The organism is Galbibacter orientalis DSM 19592, from assembly GCF_000260115.1.
Taxonomy (GTDB): Bacteria; Bacteroidota; Bacteroidia; order Flavobacteriales; family Flavobacteriaceae; genus Galbibacter; species Galbibacter orientalis.
In genome coordinates, this window is the sequence record NZ_JH651379.1 from 2,341,187 (window position 1) to 2,362,415 (window position 21,229).

Consider the following 21,229-nt stretch of genomic DNA (forward strand, 5'->3'; position numbering starts at 1 on the left):
ATGCAAAAATATACGCATTAAATTAGTTTAAGTCCAAATTTACAGCTATAAATGCATTAAATATGCATTATTTAGCATTTTTTTTGCTTATATGAAAAATAAACTATACATTACTACTCTATTTAAAGGTCATAAAAATGAACAAACACTATTTAACATTCTTATCAGTATTACTTCTGATTATAAATTTTGCTATGGCTCAAGAGCGAACAATTAGCGGAATTGTTATTTCAGAAGACGACAATCAACCGCTTCCAGGAGCTAATGTATTGTTTAAAGGCACTACTATTGGTGCTGTGACGGACTTTGACGGGAAATTCTCTATAACTATTAGTGGAGAAGAGAAAATATTAGTAGTAAGCTACATTGGTTACTCTTCTAAAGAAATTACAATTGCTTTAGATCAAAACACTATTGAAGTGTATTTAAACAGCAACTCAAATGCTTTAGAGGAAGTAGTCGTAATGGGGTCGAGTGTATCACAATCTAGAAAGAAAATTGGGAATGCTATTACCACATTAAAATCTAAAGACATTACCAGTTCTCCCACGCCTAGTGTAACTGCAGCTATTCAAGGAAAAATTCCAGGAGCTCAAATTACACAAAATTCGGGAGATCCAGCTGGTGGATTTTCTATAAGATTAAGAGGTCCGAGTACTATTAGCGGTTCATCAGAACCACTATATGTAATTGATGGGGTAATTACTAGTAACTTAACTACCAATGTTACCAATTTAAATGTAGACGCTGGAGCAGCGCAGCCAGGACAAAACCGAATGGCAGATATCAATCCAAATGACATTGCCAGTATTAATATCTTAAACGGTTCTGCAGCTGCTGCTATTTATGGATCTAGAGCCTCCAATGGTGTTGTTATTATTAATACCAAACAAGGGCTTATGGGGAATGAAGAACCTGAATTTTATTTCAAAACTTCCGTTAATGTAAATACAGTTCGTAAAAAAGTACCTACAAATTTACGTGGCGAACAATTTGAAAGTGGTTTAGGAGAACGTCTTTGGCCAATTTTCGGAAAAGATGAAAATGGCAATCTTACACCCTATCAAAATCTTTCTTCAGAAAAATTTGATGTAACTCGTTACGACTATCAAGATTTAATTTTTGATACAGGCTATGGAACAGATAATTATTTATCAATGAGAGGTGGAGCTCCAAACATTGGTTATAATGCTTCTGTTGGATATACTACAAATCAAGGTATTATAAAAAACACAGACTTTAAAAGGCTCTCTACCCGATTGGGATTTAACCATAAAGTTACCGATTGGCTGTCTTATGATGTAGGCGCTTATTTTGCAAATAGCCAATCTAATGAAAAGCCAGATGGAAATGTGTTTTGGAGTCCAATTAACTCTGTTAATATTTCAAATAATATTTATGATGCTACACGAAGAGATGAAAATGGTAATTTAATGGCCGTAGAACCTACCCGAGTTAATCCGTTATCTATTATTGAAGATTTTGATATTAGTCAAGAAATTAACCGTTTTATTCCAAATTTAAAGGTAGCCATAAAACCCTTTGATTTTTTAACCATCAATCAAACATATGGAGCAGATATGTACACGCAAGTTGGTCATATTTACATTCCTGCCTATCCATATCCTGATGTAAATCCATCCTACTTTGACAAAGGGTATTTGTCCGATACCGAAGCCAAAATATTTAATTGGAATTATGATGCTACGGCTACTTTTGACTTTGATTTTTCTGATGAATTAAGTTCCGAAACTATTATTGGATATAATTTTCAATCAAGTAAATTAACACTAAACGGAACTCAAGGAAGAGATCTTAATGCAAATAATATTCCTACAGTCCCTTTAGAAGACAAACTATCGGAAGATAGGTTAGACATTTTTGGTTTTTTCCTTCAGGAATCCTTGGCTTATAAAGACAGGTATTTTTTAACTGTAGCTGGAAGAGTAGACGGAGCCACCAATTTTGCTCCCGATAATCGCACAAATTTCTATCCAAAAATTTCAGGTTCATACCTATTATCTAACGAACCTTTCTGGGAAAACAGTAATTTAAGTAACATTTTTAACTCTGTAAGACTTCGTTCTTCTTATGGACATGCAGGAAACCTAACTGCAATTTCTCCTTATGAACGTTTTGGAAGCTATTCAAGAAATAATTTTTTCGGCGTACAGAACACCCTAGTACAAGACAGTAGATTAGGAAATTTAGACCTAAAACCAGAGCGTACAAAAGAATTTGAAATTGGTACGGATGTAAATATGTTTAATAACAGAGTTTCTTTCTTATTTACTTATTACAATCAGAATATCTCAGATTTAATTGTAAGACGGGTTTTATCTCCTTCTGAAGGCGGACTAACGCGAACAGAAAATGTAGGAAATATGAAGAATCACGGTTATGAAGCTTACCTAAATGTAAGTCCTATAAAAAATGAAGATTGGCAATGGGATTTAAACTTTAATTTCAGCACTAATAAAAATGAAGTTACCAATACTAGTGGAGGGCCTATTTCTATTGCTACCGTAAGTGGAGCTTTACCACAGGTAAGAGAAGGAGAACCATTAGGTGTTTTTTACGGAACCTATTACGCTCAAAACACAGATGGTAGTTTACTATTAACTCCAGATGGGCTTCCTCAAACAGAAAGAGGGAATATAACTACTGGATTACCTCAACGAGATGCAAACGGACAACCAGTTGGAGATCAATTAAAAAAAGTTATTGGCGACCCCAATGCTGATTATATTCTTGCTTTTGGAACCAATCTTACCTACAAAAAACTCTCTTTTTCCATGCTCTGGGAATCGGTTCAAGGGTTTGATGTTTTTGATGCCGATAAGCGTACTCGTCAAGGAGTTGGGGTAGGTAAAATGGCTGAACAAGAGCTTACTGGAGAATTACCTAGAGGTTATATTGCCTCTATATATCCTATTGAAGAATTCAGAATTGAAGACGGTTCCTTCATCAAACTAAGAGAAATTTCTTTAAGCTATAAACTGGGAAGTCTTGGAAATGCCCTCAATAATGTTCTAATTTCAGTACAAGGTAGAAATCTCTTTTCATTTGATGATTTCTTTAGTTATGACCCTGAAACTAATGCTGGAGGGCAATCAAATCTCCTCCGCTCCGTAAATTTTGGAAATGCACCTATCCCAAGAACGTTTTCCTTATCTGTAAGTGCTAACTTTTAAAATAATGATTATGAAATCTATTAAATATACCTTAATAATATGCAGTTTTATCGTTTTTATATCTTGCGATAAAGAATATTTGGATCCTTATTCTGTATTAGATCCAACGCTCACCTCTAGTGTTGATGAGCAAATAATGCTCCTTAACGGCATGCAACAACAATGGAGCACCAATAGACCCAGTCCCATGTATACTACAGTAACAGCAGCAGGACTAAATACTGGAGAATTGCGATTGCTAAACCCTGGGAATGTTGGAGAAAATGAATTAGTAATTGGAGGCTCTACCGTTTCTGGAGACAATGAAGTTCTAATCAATATGTGGGGGCAAATTATGTTAATTAAAAAAGAAGCTACCACTATTATTGACAATGCAAATACTGCTACAGAAGATTCTCAAATAGCTAATTCCTTAAAAGCATATGCTCTTTTCTACCGCGCTCTTGCTCACGGAACTTTAATTCAGTTTTTTGAAAGTCTACCGCTTTCTATTCAGAAAAACGCCCCATTCAATACACGCACAGAAGTATTAAATAGTGCTTTAACCGATTTATCTACTTCTTTAGAATATATAAATAATGGATTATCTACTTCTGTAACTTCAGAATTGTTTAATTCTATCGACCTTAAAAATTCTGTATACGCCTTAACAGCCAGATATCATTTAATGTTAGGTAATAATATTGATGCCATCTCTGCTGCAAACAATGTTAATCTAAACACGTCATCTACTTGGATTTTTGAAGAAGCAAATCCAAATCCGCTAGCATTTTGGTTCTCATCAAATAATGTAAGTCAGGCAAAAGACAAAAACTTTGGTTTGCCATCTAATTTAGCTCCCAGCACAAACGATGGTCGCATTGATTTTTATGTTGATGGTCAGGAACCTGATTATTTTGTCAAAGGTTTTTTTACTTCGAATACTGATAAAATTCCTGTATATCTTCCAGGTGAAATGTATTTAATACAAGCAGAAGCTTATGCTCGAGAAGATAGATTAGAAGAGGCTACAATAAAACTGAACAAAGTAATAACAAAAACTCCTGCGCAAGATATTTATGGCGTAGCCGCTATGCTTCCTGCATATTCTGGAGAAATGACCAAAGAAGCTATTTTAGATGAAATTTATAAAAACAGAAGAATAGAACTTTATTTAAGTGGCTTATCATTAGAAGATTCCAGAAGATTTAACAGACCTACTACAGAAAGAAACAGAAATTATTATCCTTATCCTAACTCCGAAAGAGATAACAACACCCAAACTCCTCCAAATCCACAAAATTAATTTATGAAATCTTAATAGAAAGAAAAAAATGCCTAACTTAAATTTGATCGTATGAAAACAAATACTGGTTTGGATCGGTTGGTAAATGATACCTCTATCCAATCAAAATATCAAGGAAACGTAGCGCTTTTGTGCCACAATGCTTCTGTTGATGGTAAATTAAATCATGCTGCATTACTATTTAAGAATATTTTTGGCGACAGATTTATAAAACTATTTGGACCACAACACGGATTTTCTACAGATGCGCAGGATAATATGATTGAAACAAATCATTTTATACACCCATATTTCAATATCCCCGTATACTCTCTTTACTCTGAAACTCGAATTCCTACTGATGAAATGTTGGAAAACATCAATTATCTATTTATCGACTTGCAAGATGTTGGATGCAGAATGTATACCTATATATATACTGTAACGCATATATTAAATAAATGCGCAGAAAGAGATATTGAGATTGTTATATTGGATCGTCCCAACCCAATAAATGGGATTGACATTGAAGGAAATATTTTAGATGAAAAATTTTCATCCTTTATAGGTTTACATCCATTACCCGTTAGACATGGACTTACCATTGCAGAAGTTGCTCTTATGCACCAAGAATATTGGGCAAACAAAAAATGTAATCTTTCCATAATTTCCATGAAAAATTGGAATCGTACAATGTACTATAAAGACACTGGACTCTCATGGTTATTGCCGTCTCCAAATTTACCACGGGCTATTAGCACTCTTACATTTCCTACGACTGTACTTTTTGAAGGAACAAAATTAAGTGAAGGGCGCGGCACTACACAATCATTAGAAATTGTTGGAAGCCCAAAAATTGAAGCCTTTGGTTACTATAAAAATCATTTGGAAAAATCTTTCGCTAAATCTGGACTAAAAGGAGTCGTTTTAAGACCTATTACATTTTTACCCACTTTTCAAAAGAATATGAATAGAATATGTGGTGGGTTTCAAATTCATGTTACAGATTCACAAACATTCAAACCATGGAGAACAGGACAATTTCTTATGAAAGAATTTTATCATTATTTAGGAAAAGATTTTGAATGGAAAGAACCTCCTTACGAGTATGATTATAAAAATATGCCTATTGATATTATTAACGGAACCGATAAATTAAGAAAATGGGTAACCACTAATGGCACTATGGAAGATTTAGAAAACTTTGAAAATTTAAAGGAATACAAAACACAAATAGCATCCATTTTACTCTATAAATAATAACACATGAATACCTCTCTTTTCTTTACTATTTTTCTAGTCTATTTTGTAGTTCTAGTTGCCATTTCCTACATAGTCTCTAGAAAATCGGGAGCAGACGCATACTACACTGGAGATAGACAATCTCCTTGGCCATTGGTGGCTTATGGAATGATTGGCGCAGCTATGTCTGGTGTTACCTTTGTTTCGATCCCAGGAATGGTTTCTAACAATTACCTATACTATTTCCAATTTGTTATAGGAAATGTAATTGGCTACAGTTTTATAGTTTTTGTGCTTATTCCAATTTATTATAAGTTTAAATTAATTTCAATTTACACCTATTTATCAACTCGCTTTGGGTTTTATTCATACAAAACTGGCTCTCTACTTTTTATAATCTCACAATCTTTTGGCGCTGCATTACGACTCCTACTAGCCGTTAAAGTACTAGATTATGCTATGTTTGCTCCCATAGGGATTCCTTTCCCAATAACCGTGCTAATTATTTTAATCCTTATTTGGGTTTACACTAATAAATCGGGAATAAAAACAATTGTATGGACAGATACGCTTCAAACTACCTTTTTAATTGTTGCGGCAATCGTTTCTATTTTCGCTATAAAAAATGCATTAAATTTTTCTATTTCAGAAACCATAGACACTGTAACATCACATAAGTATTTTAAGGTTTTTGACTGGGATTCTAAATCTGGAAATAATTTTTTCAAACAAATAGTTTCAGGTATTTTAATTGCTATAGCCATGATGGGACTCGATCAAAATATCATGCAAAAAACGCTCACTTGTAAATCTAAAAGTGAGGCTCAAAAAAACGCATTGGTTTTTAGCTTTATCCTAGCAATTACCCAATTTCTCTTTTTAGGTTTAGGTATTTTACTTTATGTTTTTGCAGAAAACAAAGGCATTACACTCCCTATAAAAGAGGGTACTTTTATTAATACAGATGACCTCTTCCCTAAACTATCATTAAATTATTTTGGAATTGCAGCCGCTATTACTTTTATTTTAGGAATTACTGCCGCCGCTTTTTCTAGTGTTGATTCTGCTTTAACTGCTTTAACAACCTCTTTTACCCACGATTTTTTAAATATAGATAAGAAAACCCCTACAGAAAGAAAAAAAGCTAAAAACTTAACGCTCTTCGGGTTTAACATTATTGTGTTTGCTATTATCATGGCATTTGCTAATAGCACAGGAGACATTATTACCAGTATTTTTAAAGTTGCTGGATATACTTATGGTCCCCTCCTAGGACTCTTTCTCTTTGGAATTTTCAGTAAAGTAAACATTATAGACAAACTCGTGCCATTTATATGCATTATCGCTCCTGTTCTAACCTATATTTTAAATTACGTATTAATATATTATTACAGTTTTGATCTAGGATTTATGAATATTTTTATAAACGCCCTAATCACAATAGTATTCCTAATCTTAATCAAACCAAAACATGAGTCAGCAATTAATCACTGAAAACACTTCAGAATATAACAATTTAGAAAAAATGAGCACTCAAAAATTGCTCATCAATATAAACACAGAAGACAAAACAGTTCCAAATGCTATTGAAAAAGCTCTTCCCGAAATAGAAAAATTGGTAAATGCTGTATATAAAAAAATGAAAAAAGGAGGACGCTTATTCTATCTTGGAGCAGGTACAAGTGGCAGATTAGGAGTTCTTGATGCCTCCGAACTTCCACCAACGTACGGAGTATCCAAAGAATTAGTTATTGCACTTATTGCGGGAGGTGACATGGCATTACGAAATGCAGTTGAAAATGAAGAAGATAATACTGAAAAAGCATGGATAGAAATGCAGGAACATCTCATTTCTGATAAAGATGCTGTAATTGGTATTGCTGCCTCTGGAACTACCCCTTATGTAATTGGAGGTGTGCAAAAAGCCAATGAGAATAATATTACAACTGGTTGTATTACCTGCAATATGAACACCCCATTAGCTGCAAATGTAACTTATCCTGTTGAAGTAATTCTAGGGCCTGAATTTGTTACCGGAAGCACACGGATGAAAGCAGGAACTGCTCAGAAATTAATTTTAAACATGATCTCCACCGCTTTGATGATTAAAATGGGAAAGGTAAAAGACAATAAAATGATCAACATGCAACTTTCCAACAAAAAATTAGTAAAGCGAGGTATTAAAATGCTTATGGAAGATTTAAAAATTGATGAAAAAAAAGCAAAAGCCCTTTTAATGGAGCATCAAAGTGTAAAAAAAGCAATAGCAAACTTTAAAGGGTAGTTATTAGTTATTAGTTATTAGTTATTAGTTATTAGTTATTAGTTATTAGTTATTAGTTATTAGTTATTAGTTATTAGTTATTAGTTATTAGTTATTAGTTATTAGTTAAAAAAAAGCTTTTCTAAAACATCACAACAATATAACTCGATAACTTATTAACTTTTTTACTTTATAACTTTCAACTTAAAAATCTACCATTTAATAATAGCACTTCCCCATGTAAAACCACTTCCAAAGGCTGCTAGTACAACTGTATCTCCTTCTTTAACTTTTCCTTGCTCCCAAGCTTCAGTTAAAGCAATTGGAATAGAAGCTGCGGTTGTATTACCATATTTCATTATATTGTTATACACCTGATCATCGCTTAATTTAAATTTCTGCTGAATAAACTGCGAAATTCTCAAATTTGCTTGATGAGGGACTAACATATCGATATCTGCAGGAGTTAAATTATTTGCTTTCAATCCTTCGTTTATTACCTCACTAAAACGAACCACTGCATTTTTAAACACAAACTGTCCGTTCATATGTGGTAAATAAGAAGTATCATCAGGATTATTATCTTCTATAATATCTGTAACCCAGCGTTTTCCCATCCCTGGAGCAATTAATGCCAATTCCTCAGCATGCTCTCCTTCTGAATGGAGATGTGTGGATAAAATTCCTTTAGAAGTATCTTCTTCTCTACTTAAAACTGCTGCCCCAGCACCATCTCCAAAAATTACAGAAACCCCACGACCGCGAGTTGTCATATCCAAACCTGTAGAATGCACTTCTGACCCTATAACCAAAATGTTTTTATACATTCCAGTTTTAATAAATTGATCGGCTACAGAAATTGCATAAACAAAACCAGAACACTGATTTCTAACATCCAAGGCTCCAACAGTTTTTAAACCCAAGTCTCTTTGTACTAAAACTCCAGGTCCAGGAAAGTAGTAATCTGGACTTAAAGTGGCAAAAACAATAAAATCAATATCATTTTTATCAACCCCAGAACGCTCTATAGCTATTTTAGCAGCTTTCACACCCATAGTTGTTGTAGTGTCTTCCCCCCTAACCACATGACGACGCTCTTGAATACCAGTACGCTCTTGAATCCAAGCATCATTAGTATCCATTATTTTAGATAAATCGTTATTGGTTACTACATTATCAGGTACATAATACCCTAAACCTGTTATTTTTGAATTATACATCTGCAAGACCTTTCTTTAAAATAATATAAAATAATCGTTTTCTTTTGCGACTTTAACAAAATTAAGCATCGCAAGTTACGCATTATTAGTAACTCTTTAAAAAACTGTCTCCTAAAAGTAGTGTAAAAAGCTAGAATGAATCCTAAAAAATGCTCTTAAGGAAAAATTAGAAGTCATTTTACCTCTCTCACTAATCCTAAAGCATAATAAATCTTTAATAAGCCCTTTTAAATTAAGCTATTTACTCTTTTCCATATACATAATCTTGAAGGTAGCTGTATCTATCTGTAAGTTTTCCTTTAAAAGTCATACGTCCTCTTTCTAAAACCCCATCTTTATCATTATTAAAAAAAGCAGGAATTACAGCTGCAATAAAATTCTCTCCAAAGCCATCACTAGCGTCGGCTGGAAGTTCACACGGTAAATTATCTACCGCCATTACTGCAATGGCGTCTGCATCTCTAAAATCGGTTTCAAGTTCCGACTTCGGGTTATACCCATAAATTGGATCGGCTATAGTAGACGACCGAATTGTAGTTGCTACAGGACCATCGATATCACAACTTATATCTGCCACTACTTTTATTTTAAAATCTGTTTTTTTTGCATCCTCACGTGTAAATAAATATGGAGCTCCATCTCCATAAAAATGTCCTGCGATATAGAAATCGGTTACCGCTGCAAATCGCATAAAATTAGACTCATATTCTGATGGATTTTTATAAAAATTTATTATTTCTGAAAAAGCCCCGTCCTTACGTTTGTTGTAATCCAACACATCTATTTGGCAATATACAGCAACATCAAAATTGCTATCCAAATATTCTTTTACTGAAACTTCTTTTACGCCTTTGGCGTCCAACATTTCTTTAGCTCCATTACCTACACGACCGCTTCCAGTAAGCAATATTTTTATTGGTGGAAGAGGAATTCGTTTTAAAGCATCTATTAATGCTTGTTGGTTGGGAAGTGTGGTAGCTTTGGGTAATTCAAATAAATTGTATTTAAGTCCGTATGTTCTAAATCCATTATAAGCCCCTACAATGCCTGCATAACGTCCAAAAGCTACTAACCTTTGTCCGTTGCTATTTGTTATTACTTCATGGTCATATAATTCGATATTTTTTTCTAGAACTGCTTGAAGTAACGCTCTATTATAAGGTTGCTTTTTTATAGTGTGTGAAAAGAAAAAATATTTTTTATTCGGAATTAACGCAGCAATAGGCACTTCTTTTACTCCAAGAAGCACATCACATTGTTCCATATTCTCGGAAATTTTAAAACCTGCACTTTGGTAGTCATTATCCTTGAAAACTCTAATTTCTGATGATTCTACAATAATTTCTGCTGAAGGAAATTGTGTTTTGACAGCTTGACAGGCTTTAGGCGACAAAACTACTCTTCGATCAGGAGGTGTTTTACGTTCTTTGATAATTCCGAACTTCATACTAATTTGGTATAAATTTTGTTCTAATTTACACGGAAGGATGGAAATGTACAAGTTTCTTATGGATTAATACGAGGGCAAACTCACACTTTGTAAAAATCCATTTGAATCCCTCAAAGAGGGTCTTATTACCCAGAGCCTGTACTGAGACCAAAGGACTCTACGTCAAATGAATTAAACTTGTTTTTATTTTCAACGAACTTGAATATTCTTAAAACTGAAAAAATGAATTAGTTTTTCACATAAAAATAGTAGAAATAAGGTTCTAGTTTAGAATTACGTTGATTATTTGTTGGCTCTAATATCAACCCAAATGCTAGTGATTTCGTGCTTTTCATTTCTTTTGCTCGCCCAAAAGAAACGAAACAAAGAAAAAGGCACCTTATCCAATGAATTTTTTTGACAACTGGGTCGAAAAACCGTGCCCGAAACTCTGCGTCGCTGCACTCCTGATCTCAGAGCCTTCGGTCACTATTCTAGGAATAAGGGTTTTAGCTGCGCTAGCCATTAACGCTCTTTTAACTAGAGCCGAATAAAAGTATACGTTTGCCCTATGGATTAATAGAAATTGTATTACATTTGCACCCCGCATTAGGGATAGTAGCGACATCCTTTTTTATAATTGTCCCTTCGACAAGCTCAGGGTGACAATTTCACAACAAGCTCAAGGTGACAATTGTAAAAAAGATATAGCGAATAGCCCGACCCGAGCTTTTTTTTTTGCGAGGGAAATGCCCAAAAAATACATCCTAAAATTGCGGATGTTATAGCGATGAAAATTGCATAAAATAGTTCTTTGAATATGGGGTCGACTGGTTTTGACAGCGAGTCTAATGAAAGTGTAAGCATGCAGAGCGCTGGGATACAGCTCTTTAATCTCATATTTCACATTTTTTTAAATGGCGAGAATAACTACGCTCTTGCTGCCTAATCTGAATTTATAGTAAGATTTTGGCCACGTTCCCGCAAGGCGGGAAGGCGAGATGTCTCTGGGTAGCCCTTGTTGATGGCGACGCGTTTTGAGACACCATAAAAGTCAACATAGAAATGGTGTAGCTTCGGCACTGTTTTAAACTTTAAGAAGCTAAGCGTGTAGTGGGCGGTTTTTGGTCAGCTGCACGTCGACAATTGAACAAAAACTAAGCATGTAGAAAGCATTTTGATTGCTTGTTTGGACGGGAGTTCGAATCTCCCCGACTCCACTTTTTGGACGACAATCCATATCACAAACCCTGTAATCGTTTGATTTACAGGGTTTTTCATTTTTTATCACTTCATATAATAGCAAATGATACGGCACTAAACGATACCTATATGGATACCCCCTAAGCCTCATCAAAAATAGGTATCGCTAAACCAACAAAACACTTATATTCAGTATTTTACATTTGTTAAAGTATTTTTACTTTATATGGAAATTCTTGCCAAACTGACCCATGTAATCCTGCGAAAGTGACCCACTGAATCCTATTTAAAGTGACCCGGGTATTCCTGTCTAAATTGACCCACCTCTAGAAAGAGCATGTATTAAATAACTTGTATGGTTATAATCAAGAAAAATAACCATGGCAAACACACATTTAGACATGCGAAAAATCAAACAACTATATCGTTTACATACTCAAGGAGTTAGTAAGCGGAGCATCAGTAAACAACTTGGTATATCCAGGAATACTGTTCGCAAATACATCGAATTATTACTAAAGAGCAAGCTTACAAGTGAAGAGGTTGATAAGCTTGGTTTTGAAGATTTACGTATATTATTGCATATTGATGAGACCCACATAACGACTCGTCATGAGTATGTTTTTAAGTTATACCCAGAGGTAAGCAAACGCCTTAAAAAGGTTGGAGTTACTCGTTACATGATCTGGGAGGACTATTATCAAAATAAAAAGGTATTTATCTCTTATTCTAGATTTTGTCATTTGTATAGAGTTTGGTCTCGTACTCAAAATCCAGTCATGCGATTTAACCATAAGGCTGGGGATAAAATGTTTGTGGACTTCACAGGAAAGAAATTAGCTATCATAGATCCCGCTACTGGTTTACTAAAAGAAATGGAAGTATTTATTGCTGTACTAGGAGCAAGCGGCTATACCTATGTAGAAGCTTGTCGTTCACAAAAACGAGAGGATTTTATTGGGTGCATAGTAGGTGCATTACATTCAAACGCACCTTCATATTCTTTTATAGGCTCTCTAAAAGAATGATACTGCATATTTTCTATAAGAAATAAAGCTGCTTTATATTTAAGACTATCAGCAGGATTCTTACTGTAATGTTCCAGCACCTCTACCAATTCAGATTTGTTTTCTCTTGCCTTTTTCAAAGCCTTCAAAACACCATCCGGGTATTTATTTGTGCAAGATGTTAAAAATACTATCAAGCACAAACAGCAAACAGCGTTTTTAATTAAAGGATACCTCATTCAGTTATTTTTAGTTTAAAAGTCGTTATAGATTAGAGCCATTGTTTATTCAAACATAATTTTTTAGGATATGAGAGGATATAAATTATAATTCTTTTCATATAAATTATAGCTCATTACAGTAAAAACTACGCATTACATGAGTTATTCATAATTTTCCTAATTGTACAAGTCATTTGTAGAAGTATAACACTTACACCTTATTACTAAGAATATCAATAGCTTTATATGATTCGTTTTTGAAATAACTATTAAATATATGAATGAATAAAACCAATCAAGTTAATCAATATTATATGTTTTTTTGGGTATAGTCACAAAAAAGAGAGGCGTTTGTTTAGTTGTAATATCTTCCACATATAAGAAATTCACTAATTTTATTCTTCTCCTTCAACCACTCCTCATATGGTTCAAAAAATTTATGTAAGGAACAAATCCAAGAAATAACTGCTAAACACTCGAAGAATTCAAAAAAACACCAAAGTAAATTATGGAAAACCACAATCTAAAAACAAGATGGGTAGGACTCATAACGAAGTTAGTAAGCTTCACTAAACCTCCAACCATTACATTTTATATCCTGTATATCTTCTATATAGAGTAATTTAAAATCAAATTAAATCCCCTTGACGGTAGAATGAATATTGGTCCTAAAATTCTTATGAATTCACCATCAATAATTATTTTAGATGGGTTTGAAATTACTGAAAATTTAAAAGACTTCTATTTACACAATGTAGATGAAGTATATTACGAGCATCAGGGAGTTAATAAAAATAATGGAGGAACAATTTATATATATTGATTTAATGGTAAAAGAGATAATCTAAAAAAAATAACATCTACTGCAATGCCAAAAATTGGTTTTTCTAATTTTGAAAGATTCGTAACACCCATTTATGATAAAAAAAATAAAGCATTTACTTCTTATGGTATAATATTTTGGTCTCCAGAACTGAAGTTTAATGAAGATGGTAATATAATATCCAAAGAATATTATGAAAATTTAAATAAATTGCACTTATATCTTGAACTTAGGATTTATATTTTCTTAAGAAAGACTCTATTTAAAAATGGAATGACTAATTGTAAAAACCGAAACTATTGGTATCTGTTCGCTCAATCATTCTACATAATATATTTTTAAAATCCCAAATTCTAATTGCAGCATGATACCAAAATTACTAGTTGTAAGTATTGGCGCATCATTGATTACATCTAAAATAAATGAAACTATGGTATTGAGTTTATATTCTGGTAACAACTCCACAAAAAAATCAATTATATTGGAAAAATTAAAACATAAAAGTTACGATATCATTTTTCTATAATTTTAGTGAATTTTTTAATTGATATGTGATAATCAAATAATAAAAATCTTAGCATTTAAAATCATAACTAATTAATGAATTTACCAGAAATAAAGCTTCTTAAATGTTAAAGTTTGTTAAAAATGTTAAAATGAGACTTTTATGGATACCCACTAAAATACAGAGTCTCCAGTACCCTATAAACACTAGGAAAATACAATTTTAGTCGTTCTCCCCGACTCCACTTTTTGGACGACAATCCATATCATAAACCCTGTAATGAATTGATTTACAGGGTTTTTTATTATTTATCACTTTATATAATAGCAAATGATACGGCACTAAACGATACCTATATGGATACCCCCTTAATTCTCCAAAAAAAAGGTCTCGCTTTAATTATAAAATATTAATTTTCAAATAATTACAAATATTAAAGCGTTTTTAATTTTTATGGCTTTTGAATAGTTTTAGTCAATAAACCAGATTAAAATTTTCAATTATGAGAACGGATTACCATGTACATTTTTATATTAGAAAGACAAAAATTAAAAAAATGGCGTAGTTCAAGTAGATTTTAAGTGATCTAAAAAAGGAATGGCGCTACAAACTAAGTTTATAACGCCATTAAGAATCTTTTACAAAGAGATTTTTATTCGCACCAAGTACTTTAATAGGTTTATACAAGTTAATCGGATGGAAGTAAATTGTACATAAAGGAATTGAGATTATTATCTATTAAATTTCCCTTCTGAAAACCCCATAAATACTATTAAACTTTGATTATTATCCCTCCATGAAGAGAATCTTTATCATTGCAATTATAGAGACTCTCTTTTTATTAATTCAAAATAACTCCTATTTCTCCTATGGTAGTTTCTTTACTTTCTCCTGTTGTTTTATTGGCAATTAGTTTTATCCATTTTGCCTTGGTAGGAGCAAATACAACTTCTTGCTTAATTCTATTATTAACAATATTTCCAAATTCTCCTTGAGAGGTTTTCTTCCAGTTTTTTCCATCTGTAGATACTAAAAAAGTATAGTTAGTAATTAAACCATACGGAAACCTAGCCTGCATTGGCGTATATGTAAATCCTTTAATTATAAGTTCCTCTCCTAAATTTATTACCGTTTCTTGAGTCTTATTTATATTTTTATCGGAGCTCCAAAATGTATTCGGATCATTATCTATTATTTTGGCCGCCGCTTTTTCCCCAGATGTTACTCTGTCTATTATCCACTTTTGCTTTGTATATTCTAACTGGATTTTCTTGACCTCCGTTTTTTCTCCCGTTTCTGTATTGACAGATACATACTGTAACACAGTAGGATTTTTAACCATAAAAGGAGCTGTATAATTAATGCCAGAAGTAGTTGGTTTGGAGCCATCCAATGTATAATACACTTCTATAGCACGATCTTGGATATGCATTGCAACCTCTCCCTGCTTATTGCGAGTAACTTTTGGTAATACCAACAAGTTTGGTGCTTTATACAATGCTACCTTGGACAACGTAATTGCTCCTTTTGCTTTTTTAATAGAAACTCTTACTTTGGATGCCTCTACAGCTTCAAATCTTAAAATTCTTTTATAACCAATGGTGGTCTCTTTAGCTACACTTTTCCATTTATTATTTACAAAAACAGCCACTGTAAACTCTTGAATTCTTTGCCCTAAAGGAATATATTCTTGTAATAAAATTCTATTTACTGTAGTTGGTTTTTTAAATGTAAAAAGCAATTCTGCACTGGTTACAGCATCATCTGTAGCCCAATAGGTTTCTGTATTTTGATCTATTACATTTGGCACATCAAAATTCTCATTCTCCCCCCTAACGTTAGATGCCTTTATCTTTGCATTTATTGCCAAATCTTCGGCAAAATCTTTATCTAACTGTGTACGAAGTAACATTAATTGCTGCTGATCTAATTGGTGTACCAATCCACGTTTATCTACTGGCAAGTTCAATAAAAGTGAGGCATTTCTACCAACAGATTTGTAATATATATCGATTAATTCTTCCAGTGTCTTAACTTGATGATCTTCTGAAGCATGGTAATACCAACCTGGTCTAATAGATACGTCTGCCTCTGCTGGCAACCAATGTGTTCCATCTTCATGTCCGCCTCTTAATTCTTTGTATCTAGGCCATCCTGGGTAAATTTCATCTCTCCGCATGATACTCCAATTAGTAGCATTTGCCTTTCCATTTTCATTCCCTACCCAACGGATATCTGGTCCGCCATCGCTAAATATAACCGCATTGGGTTGCAATTCTCTAACAATATTAACCGCTTTATCCCATTGGTAATACGTTTTATTATCAATTTTCCGTGTCTCATTTGTTCCTCCATAATATCCAGAACCTCCATTTGCTCCATCAAACCAAACCTCAAAAATAGGACCATAATTAGTTAATAATTCGCGAAGCTGCTCATGAAAAATAGAAACATATTTTGCATCTCCATAATGCTCATTATTTCTATCCCAAGGCGACAAATAAACGCCAAACTTTAATCCATACTCTTTACAAGCCTCAGAAAGTTCTTTAATAATATCTCCCTCTCCATTTTTATAAGGTGAATTTTTTATAGAGTGTTCGGTGGTTTTTGTTGGCCATAGGCAAAACCCGTCATGATGCTTTGCGGTAATTATAATAGCTTTCATTCCTGCTTCTTTTGCTACTCTTGCCCATTGCCTCGTATCTAAATTTGTTGGGTTGAATTGTTCAGGACGCTCGCCTCCTAATCCCCATTCCATATCTGTAAACGTATTCATGTTAAAGTGAATAAAAGCGTAATACTCCAACTTTTGCCACTCTAATTGTCGAGCAGATGGTGTTGGTTCTACGGGAACTGGAGCTACTACTTTAGGCTTACATGAAAGTATTGTTATTATTAAAAATAGTAATATGGTTGTATTGGCAGGTCTCATTAGTTTGTTTTTTTATAACGTTTCGGCTGGGTATTTTACAGTCTTCTTTGTTTTTTTATCTATTGGTAATTGTGCTTTTACCTGTTTTAAATAATTAGTTAGCTCGCTTGCAAGCTCGCTAACTACTTTACGCTCCTTATGCGATAAATTGTTCTCTTCTCCAATATCATTAGGAATGTTATACAACTCAAAATGCTGGTCTTTATAAAAATAGATAAGCTTCCAATCTCCTTTTCTTATCATGCTTGAGGTTCCTATTCCAGGGCCATTTCCTCCCCATCTATTTGGATAATGCCAAAACAGGGATCTATTATTGGATGTTTTATTTTTCTTTATTAGCGGAACAAAACTTTTTCCATCAACTTGTTGTATCGTTTCTACTTTTTCTATTCCAGCCATTTCTAGTATTGTTGGAAAAAAATCTTCAATAATTAAATACTCATTTGTAACAGATTCAGGTTTTATCACTCTAGGCCATTTAACAAGCATTGGTTCTCTAATTCCTCCTTCATACATAGAACCTTTTCCACTTGCTAAGGGTTTGTTGTGTGTATGCAACTCGCCTCCTCTTTTGTGTGCACTTAATCCTCCATTATCCGACATGAACAAAATAATAGTGTTTTCAGCTAAATCATTTTCATCTAAATAATTCATAATATCACCTAAGCTTTTATCCATCCCCTCCACCATCGATGCGTATTTTGCTTCCTCCTCATCAAGTCCTTTATCTATATATTTCTGCAAATACCGATTATCTCCATATAATGGAATATGCACTGCATAGTGAGCCATGTATAAAAAGAAAGGTTTGCTTTTTACACTATCTAAAGCAATCAAGGCTTCCCGAGTTAGAGCCTCTGTTAAAAATATATCTTTGCCATAATATTTTTCAAGACCTGGCACATCATTTAGGTGTTTTTTGTCTCCATTATTCCCAAAATCTTCAGTACCTAAATAACTATGTGGAGAACCTGCTGCGTGCCCTGCTATATTAATAGTAAATCCAAGATTTAAAGGGTTTTCGCCTGGAGTGTCTATTGCTCCAAAGTGAGCTTTCCCTACATGAATTGTTTGGTACCCGTTATCTTTTAAAATTTGAGGTAACGTAGTGGCTAGCACTGTTCTTCCCACTCCTTCTTCAGGAGAAATTCCGTTAACGTTCCAAGCGGGAAAACTCAAGTCTTCATCTTCATAATCGGTTGCTTTATTTTTTTCTAATGTCCAATTTGTCACGCGGTGTCTAGCGGCATTCATCCCTGTCATAAAACTTACTCTTGTTGGCGAACAAACAGGTGTTGCGTAAGCCTGTGTAAACTTCATGCCCTCTTTTGCTAATCGTTCCATATTTGGCGTTTTATAGAGTTGATTAAAAGGTGTTTTCTTGTTCCAGAACGGGACAGATGTATCTTGCCAACCTAAATCATCTACCATAAAAACAACGATATTTGGTGGGTTTTCTTCTGATGAGTATTTTTCTACCTCTTGAGCATTCAGTTTAAAAAAGGTAATACTCAGTAAAACTAATAGCAACATTCTATTCCAAATTCCCATTGAGTTCTGTTTTCTGATTAGCAACTAAAGTAACTAATTGTTTTTTATTGTTGTATACTACTTCTACGTCTTTATTTTTTACTGAAAGTAAATGTAAAGAAACTAATTTTCCGTTATTCCAAGTAATATCAACCTCTATATTTCCTCTTGCTTTAAGCCCAGAAATAGTTCCCGATTTCCATTGCTTTGGGAGGGTTGGTAATATTCTAATAAATCCTTCGTGCGATTGCAATAAAAGCTCTGCTATTCCAGCTGTATAACCAAAATTCCCATCTATTTGAAAGGGCGGATGCTCATCAAATAAGTTTGGTGCAATTGATTTTTCAAAAAATTTATTGATATTTTCTTCAGCGGACATAGCATCCAATAAACGCGCATTGAAATTAATCATCCATACCCTACTCCAACCAGTTCCTTCTCCTCCATGCTCCAATCTGTATTCTATAGATTTTTGTGCTGCTTTAAAAGCATCTGGAGTTTCTGGTGTAATTTTATTTCCAGGATATAATGCGTACATATGAGAAATATGCCTGTGCCCTTTTTCTGCTTCTTCATAATTTTTATCCCACTCTAACACCCTTCCATCTGCTCCAATTTGAACCCCTGGACGTAGGTTTTCGGCTTTCTTTTTCACTTCTTTAATCAACTCATCATCTATAGCTAATATTTCTGAAGCACTTATTATGTTTCTAAAAACCTCCCCTATAATTTGTTGCCCCATAGCAGTCCCTCTTGAAACAGCAGCTGGTTTTCCATCGTTGGCTATATATGAATTTTCTGGAGAAGTCTCTGGATACGAAAACCATTCTTTTGTGCTTTCATCATATTGAAGCCAGTCGAGATAAAAAGTAGCCACCTCTTTTAAATAAGGATACCCCTGCTCTTTTAAAAACACTTCATCTTCTGTAAACAAATAATATCCCCAATAATGCTGGGCTAACCAACCAGCACCATGAATCCAAGCTCCCCAATATGGTGTTCTTGCTCTCATAAAAGCTGGTCCCCATAAATCGGTTGCATGATGCGACATAGACCCTCTATTAATTCCGTACTGTTTAGCAGTTTCTTTACCACGTATAATTAAACGATTTCCAAAATCAAAAAGAGGAAGCTCACATTCAGCTAAATTAGTTATAGGAGCCAACCAATAATTCATTTGCAAATTAATATTTAAATGATAATCGGCATTCCAAGGTGCTGTAATATGATTATTCCATATGCCTTGTAAATTTGCTGGATTTGTACCCTTTCTTGAAGAAGAAATTAATAAATATCTTCCATAATTGAATAAAGTTTCTTGTAAACCAACATCAACCACACCAGCTTTATAACGCTCTAAACGCTTATCTGTAGGGAACTCCTTATTAGAATTGTCTGTTTCAATATGCAGAGAAACTCTATTATACAAGTTTTTAAAATCTTGAATATGATTATTCACTAAAGCTTTATAACCTTTAGATTCGGCATTTTCAATAACAAGCTCAGCTTTCTCTATATAATCGGGATGATAATAGGATGTCTCGGTAGCAATAAGCAACAACACTTCTTTGGCATTTCTAACAGTTAACCTGTTTCCATTAGAAGTGATTATCCCAGATTTACTTTTAACCTTTAAGCGAGTTTGAAATTTAACTCCATTTTTAATAGGTGTTGGAACACTCTCTACAACTCCTCCCATTTGTGTAACTTCTCCATTCATCAACATTAATTGCTTTTCTGGAAAAGTAGCAACCTTTACTGTTTCAACCCCTTCATCTTTTGGCCTTGACATTTCAATATCGAAATCCATTCCATTTCGATTAGAAGTTTCTAATTTAATGACCAATACATTATCTGGTTGCGATGAAAAAGCTGTTTCTTTAAAAGTATTTCCATCCACACTATAAGAAACATAACTAGTTGCTTTCTCAAAATCCAAGCTTCGTTTATAATTAGTTACTTCCCCTCTGTTTTTAAAATGCAAAAATAAATCGCCTGCCGTTTGATGAGAACGAACTATATCCTGTCTTGAGAATTTATCTATAATTAGCGAATCTGCTTCATGTACTTTTCCTTCATCAATTAATTTCCTTATCAGAGCTAAATCTTCTGCTGTTCCTTTCGCATTAGATAAGTTAGGGCTTCCTGGCCACATAGAATCTTCATTTAATTGAAAATGTTCTGTTTCAATACCCCCATAAATCATCGCTCCCATTCTCCCATTTCCAACTGGCAAAGCTTCCATCCAAGTATCAGCAGGCTGAGAATACCATACCCCTGAATTGCTTTGACCTACAGCATTTAACGACATAATCATTATTGAAGTAATAAAAAGTATTCGTAACATCATTATTTATTAATTTGTTTTGATTAATTTTCATTTAATATACATA

At 33.7% G+C, this 21,229-nt stretch carries 12 protein-coding genes and 1 other RNA gene; 8 read left to right on the forward strand and 5 right to left on the reverse strand.

The window, feature by feature from the left end:
* The first annotated feature begins 137 nt into the window (after positions 1–137).
* Genes JOOMADRAFT_RS10350 through JOOMADRAFT_RS10370 form a run of 5 tightly spaced genes read left to right on the forward strand, consistent with a single transcriptional unit; the run spans position 138 to position 7,984 of the window.
* The gene (locus JOOMADRAFT_RS10350) at positions 138–3,194 is read left to right on the forward strand and encodes a SusC/RagA family TonB-linked outer membrane protein (RefSeq protein WP_008613122.1); all 3,057 of its coding nucleotides are present in this window, start codon (positions 138–140) and stop codon (positions 3,192–3,194) included.
* Between the two features lie 10 nt (positions 3,195–3,204).
* A complete protein-coding gene (locus JOOMADRAFT_RS10355) occupies positions 3,205–4,479 on the forward strand; it encodes a RagB/SusD family nutrient uptake outer membrane protein (protein ID WP_008613124.1) in 1,275 nt (424 codons plus the stop codon).
* Positions 4,480–4,530: 51 nt separating this feature from the next.
* Positions 4,531–5,718 (forward strand): exo-beta-N-acetylmuramidase NamZ family protein, encoded by a 1,188-nt coding sequence (locus tag JOOMADRAFT_RS10360; RefSeq protein ID WP_008613127.1) that lies wholly within the window; start codon positions 4,531–4,533, stop codon positions 5,716–5,718.
* 6 nt (positions 5,719–5,724) lie between these two features.
* Complete coding sequence (locus JOOMADRAFT_RS10365) at positions 5,725–7,194, forward strand: sodium:solute symporter (RefSeq protein ID WP_008613128.1); 1,470 nt, start codon at positions 5,725–5,727, stop codon at positions 7,192–7,194.
* The gene (locus JOOMADRAFT_RS10370; RefSeq protein ID WP_008613130.1) at positions 7,172–7,984 is read left to right on the forward strand and encodes an N-acetylmuramic acid 6-phosphate etherase; all 813 of its coding nucleotides are present in this window, start codon (positions 7,172–7,174) and stop codon (positions 7,982–7,984) included. The genes JOOMADRAFT_RS10365 and JOOMADRAFT_RS10370 overlap by 23 nt, the downstream gene beginning before the upstream one ends.
* Before the next feature lie 191 nt (positions 7,985–8,175).
* Here the strand turns inward: JOOMADRAFT_RS10370 and JOOMADRAFT_RS10375 are convergent, their stop codons facing one another.
* Both JOOMADRAFT_RS10375 and JOOMADRAFT_RS10380 read right to left on the reverse strand, forming a co-directional pair.
* Entirely contained in the window at positions 8,176–9,183 is a 1,008-nt protein-coding gene (locus tag JOOMADRAFT_RS10375; protein WP_008613134.1) for a 3-oxoacyl-ACP synthase III family protein, read from the reverse strand.
* Between the two features lie 241 nt (positions 9,184–9,424).
* On the reverse strand, positions 9,425–10,630 hold the full coding sequence (locus tag JOOMADRAFT_RS10380; RefSeq protein WP_008613136.1) for an NAD(P)-dependent oxidoreductase: 1,206 nt from the start codon (positions 10,628–10,630) through the stop codon (positions 9,425–9,427).
* Between the two features lie 804 nt (positions 10,631–11,434).
* On the opposite strand from JOOMADRAFT_RS10380, the gene ssrA reads away from it, so the two are divergent.
* The 3 genes from ssrA (at position 11,435) to JOOMADRAFT_RS20170 (ending at position 13,866) form a co-directional block, all read left to right on the forward strand.
* Positions 11,435–11,835, forward strand: a transfer-messenger RNA (tmRNA) gene (gene ssrA / locus JOOMADRAFT_RS19905).
* Positions 11,836–12,195: 360 nt separating this feature from the next.
* Positions 12,196–12,843 (forward strand): HTH domain-containing protein, encoded by a 648-nt coding sequence (locus tag JOOMADRAFT_RS10390; protein WP_008613137.1) that lies wholly within the window; start codon positions 12,196–12,198, stop codon positions 12,841–12,843.
* Positions 12,844–13,722: 879 nt separating this feature from the next.
* Positions 13,723–13,866, forward strand: a complete 144-nt coding sequence (locus JOOMADRAFT_RS20170) for a hypothetical protein (protein WP_008613139.1) — start codon at positions 13,723–13,725, stop codon at positions 13,864–13,866.
* A gap of 1,346 nt (positions 13,867–15,212) precedes the next feature.
* Here the strand turns inward: JOOMADRAFT_RS20170 and JOOMADRAFT_RS10400 are convergent.
* Genes JOOMADRAFT_RS10400 through JOOMADRAFT_RS10410 form a run of 3 tightly spaced genes read right to left on the reverse strand, consistent with a single transcriptional unit; the run spans position 15,213 to position 21,186 of the window.
* On the reverse strand, positions 15,213–17,306 hold the full coding sequence (locus JOOMADRAFT_RS10400) for an alpha-L-fucosidase (protein ID WP_008613150.1): 2,094 nt from the start codon (positions 17,304–17,306) through the stop codon (positions 15,213–15,215).
* Between the two features lie 12 nt (positions 17,307–17,318).
* On the reverse strand, positions 17,319–18,857 hold the full coding sequence (locus JOOMADRAFT_RS10405; protein WP_008613151.1) for a sulfatase: 1,539 nt from the start codon (positions 18,855–18,857) through the stop codon (positions 17,319–17,321).
* The gene (locus tag JOOMADRAFT_RS10410) at positions 18,841–21,186 is read right to left on the reverse strand and encodes a glycoside hydrolase family 95 protein (RefSeq protein WP_050989689.1); all 2,346 of its coding nucleotides are present in this window, start codon (positions 21,184–21,186) and stop codon (positions 18,841–18,843) included. Before JOOMADRAFT_RS10410 ends, JOOMADRAFT_RS10405 begins: the two co-directional genes overlap by 17 nt.
* Positions 21,187–21,229 lie beyond the last annotated feature (43 nt).

Excerpts from the sequence above, each read along its gene's own strand:
- JOOMADRAFT_RS10350 (WP_008613122.1), top strand. The coding sequence starts at position 138 with ATGAACAAACACTATTTAACATTCTTATCAGTATTACTTCTGATTATA.
- JOOMADRAFT_RS10355 (WP_008613124.1), top strand. The coding sequence starts at position 3,205 with ATGAAATCTATTAAATATACCTTAATAATATGCAGTTTTATCGTTTTT.
- JOOMADRAFT_RS10360 (WP_008613127.1), top strand. The coding sequence starts at position 4,531 with ATGAAAACAAATACTGGTTTGGATCGGTTGGTAAATGATACCTCTATC.
- JOOMADRAFT_RS10365 (WP_008613128.1), top strand. The coding sequence starts at position 5,725 with ATGAATACCTCTCTTTTCTTTACTATTTTTCTAGTCTATTTTGTAGTT.
- JOOMADRAFT_RS10370 (WP_008613130.1), top strand. The coding sequence starts at position 7,172 with ATGAGTCAGCAATTAATCACTGAAAACACTTCAGAATATAACAATTTA.
- JOOMADRAFT_RS10375 (WP_008613134.1), bottom strand. The coding sequence starts at position 9,183 with ATGTATAATTCAAAAATAACAGGTTTAGGGTATTATGTACCTGATAAT.
- JOOMADRAFT_RS10380 (WP_008613136.1), bottom strand. The coding sequence starts at position 10,630 with ATGAAGTTCGGAATTATCAAAGAACGTAAAACACCTCCTGATCGAAGA.
- JOOMADRAFT_RS10390 (WP_008613137.1), top strand. The coding sequence starts at position 12,196 with ATGGCAAACACACATTTAGACATGCGAAAAATCAAACAACTATATCGT.
- JOOMADRAFT_RS20170 (WP_008613139.1), top strand. The coding sequence starts at position 13,723 with ATGAATTCACCATCAATAATTATTTTAGATGGGTTTGAAATTACTGAA.
- JOOMADRAFT_RS10400 (WP_008613150.1), bottom strand. The coding sequence starts at position 17,306 with ATGAGACCTGCCAATACAACCATATTACTATTTTTAATAATAACAATA.
- JOOMADRAFT_RS10405 (WP_008613151.1), bottom strand. The coding sequence starts at position 18,857 with ATGGGAATTTGGAATAGAATGTTGCTATTAGTTTTACTGAGTATTACC.
- JOOMADRAFT_RS10410 (WP_050989689.1), bottom strand. The coding sequence starts at position 21,186 with ATGATGTTACGAATACTTTTTATTACTTCAATAATGATTATGTCGTTA.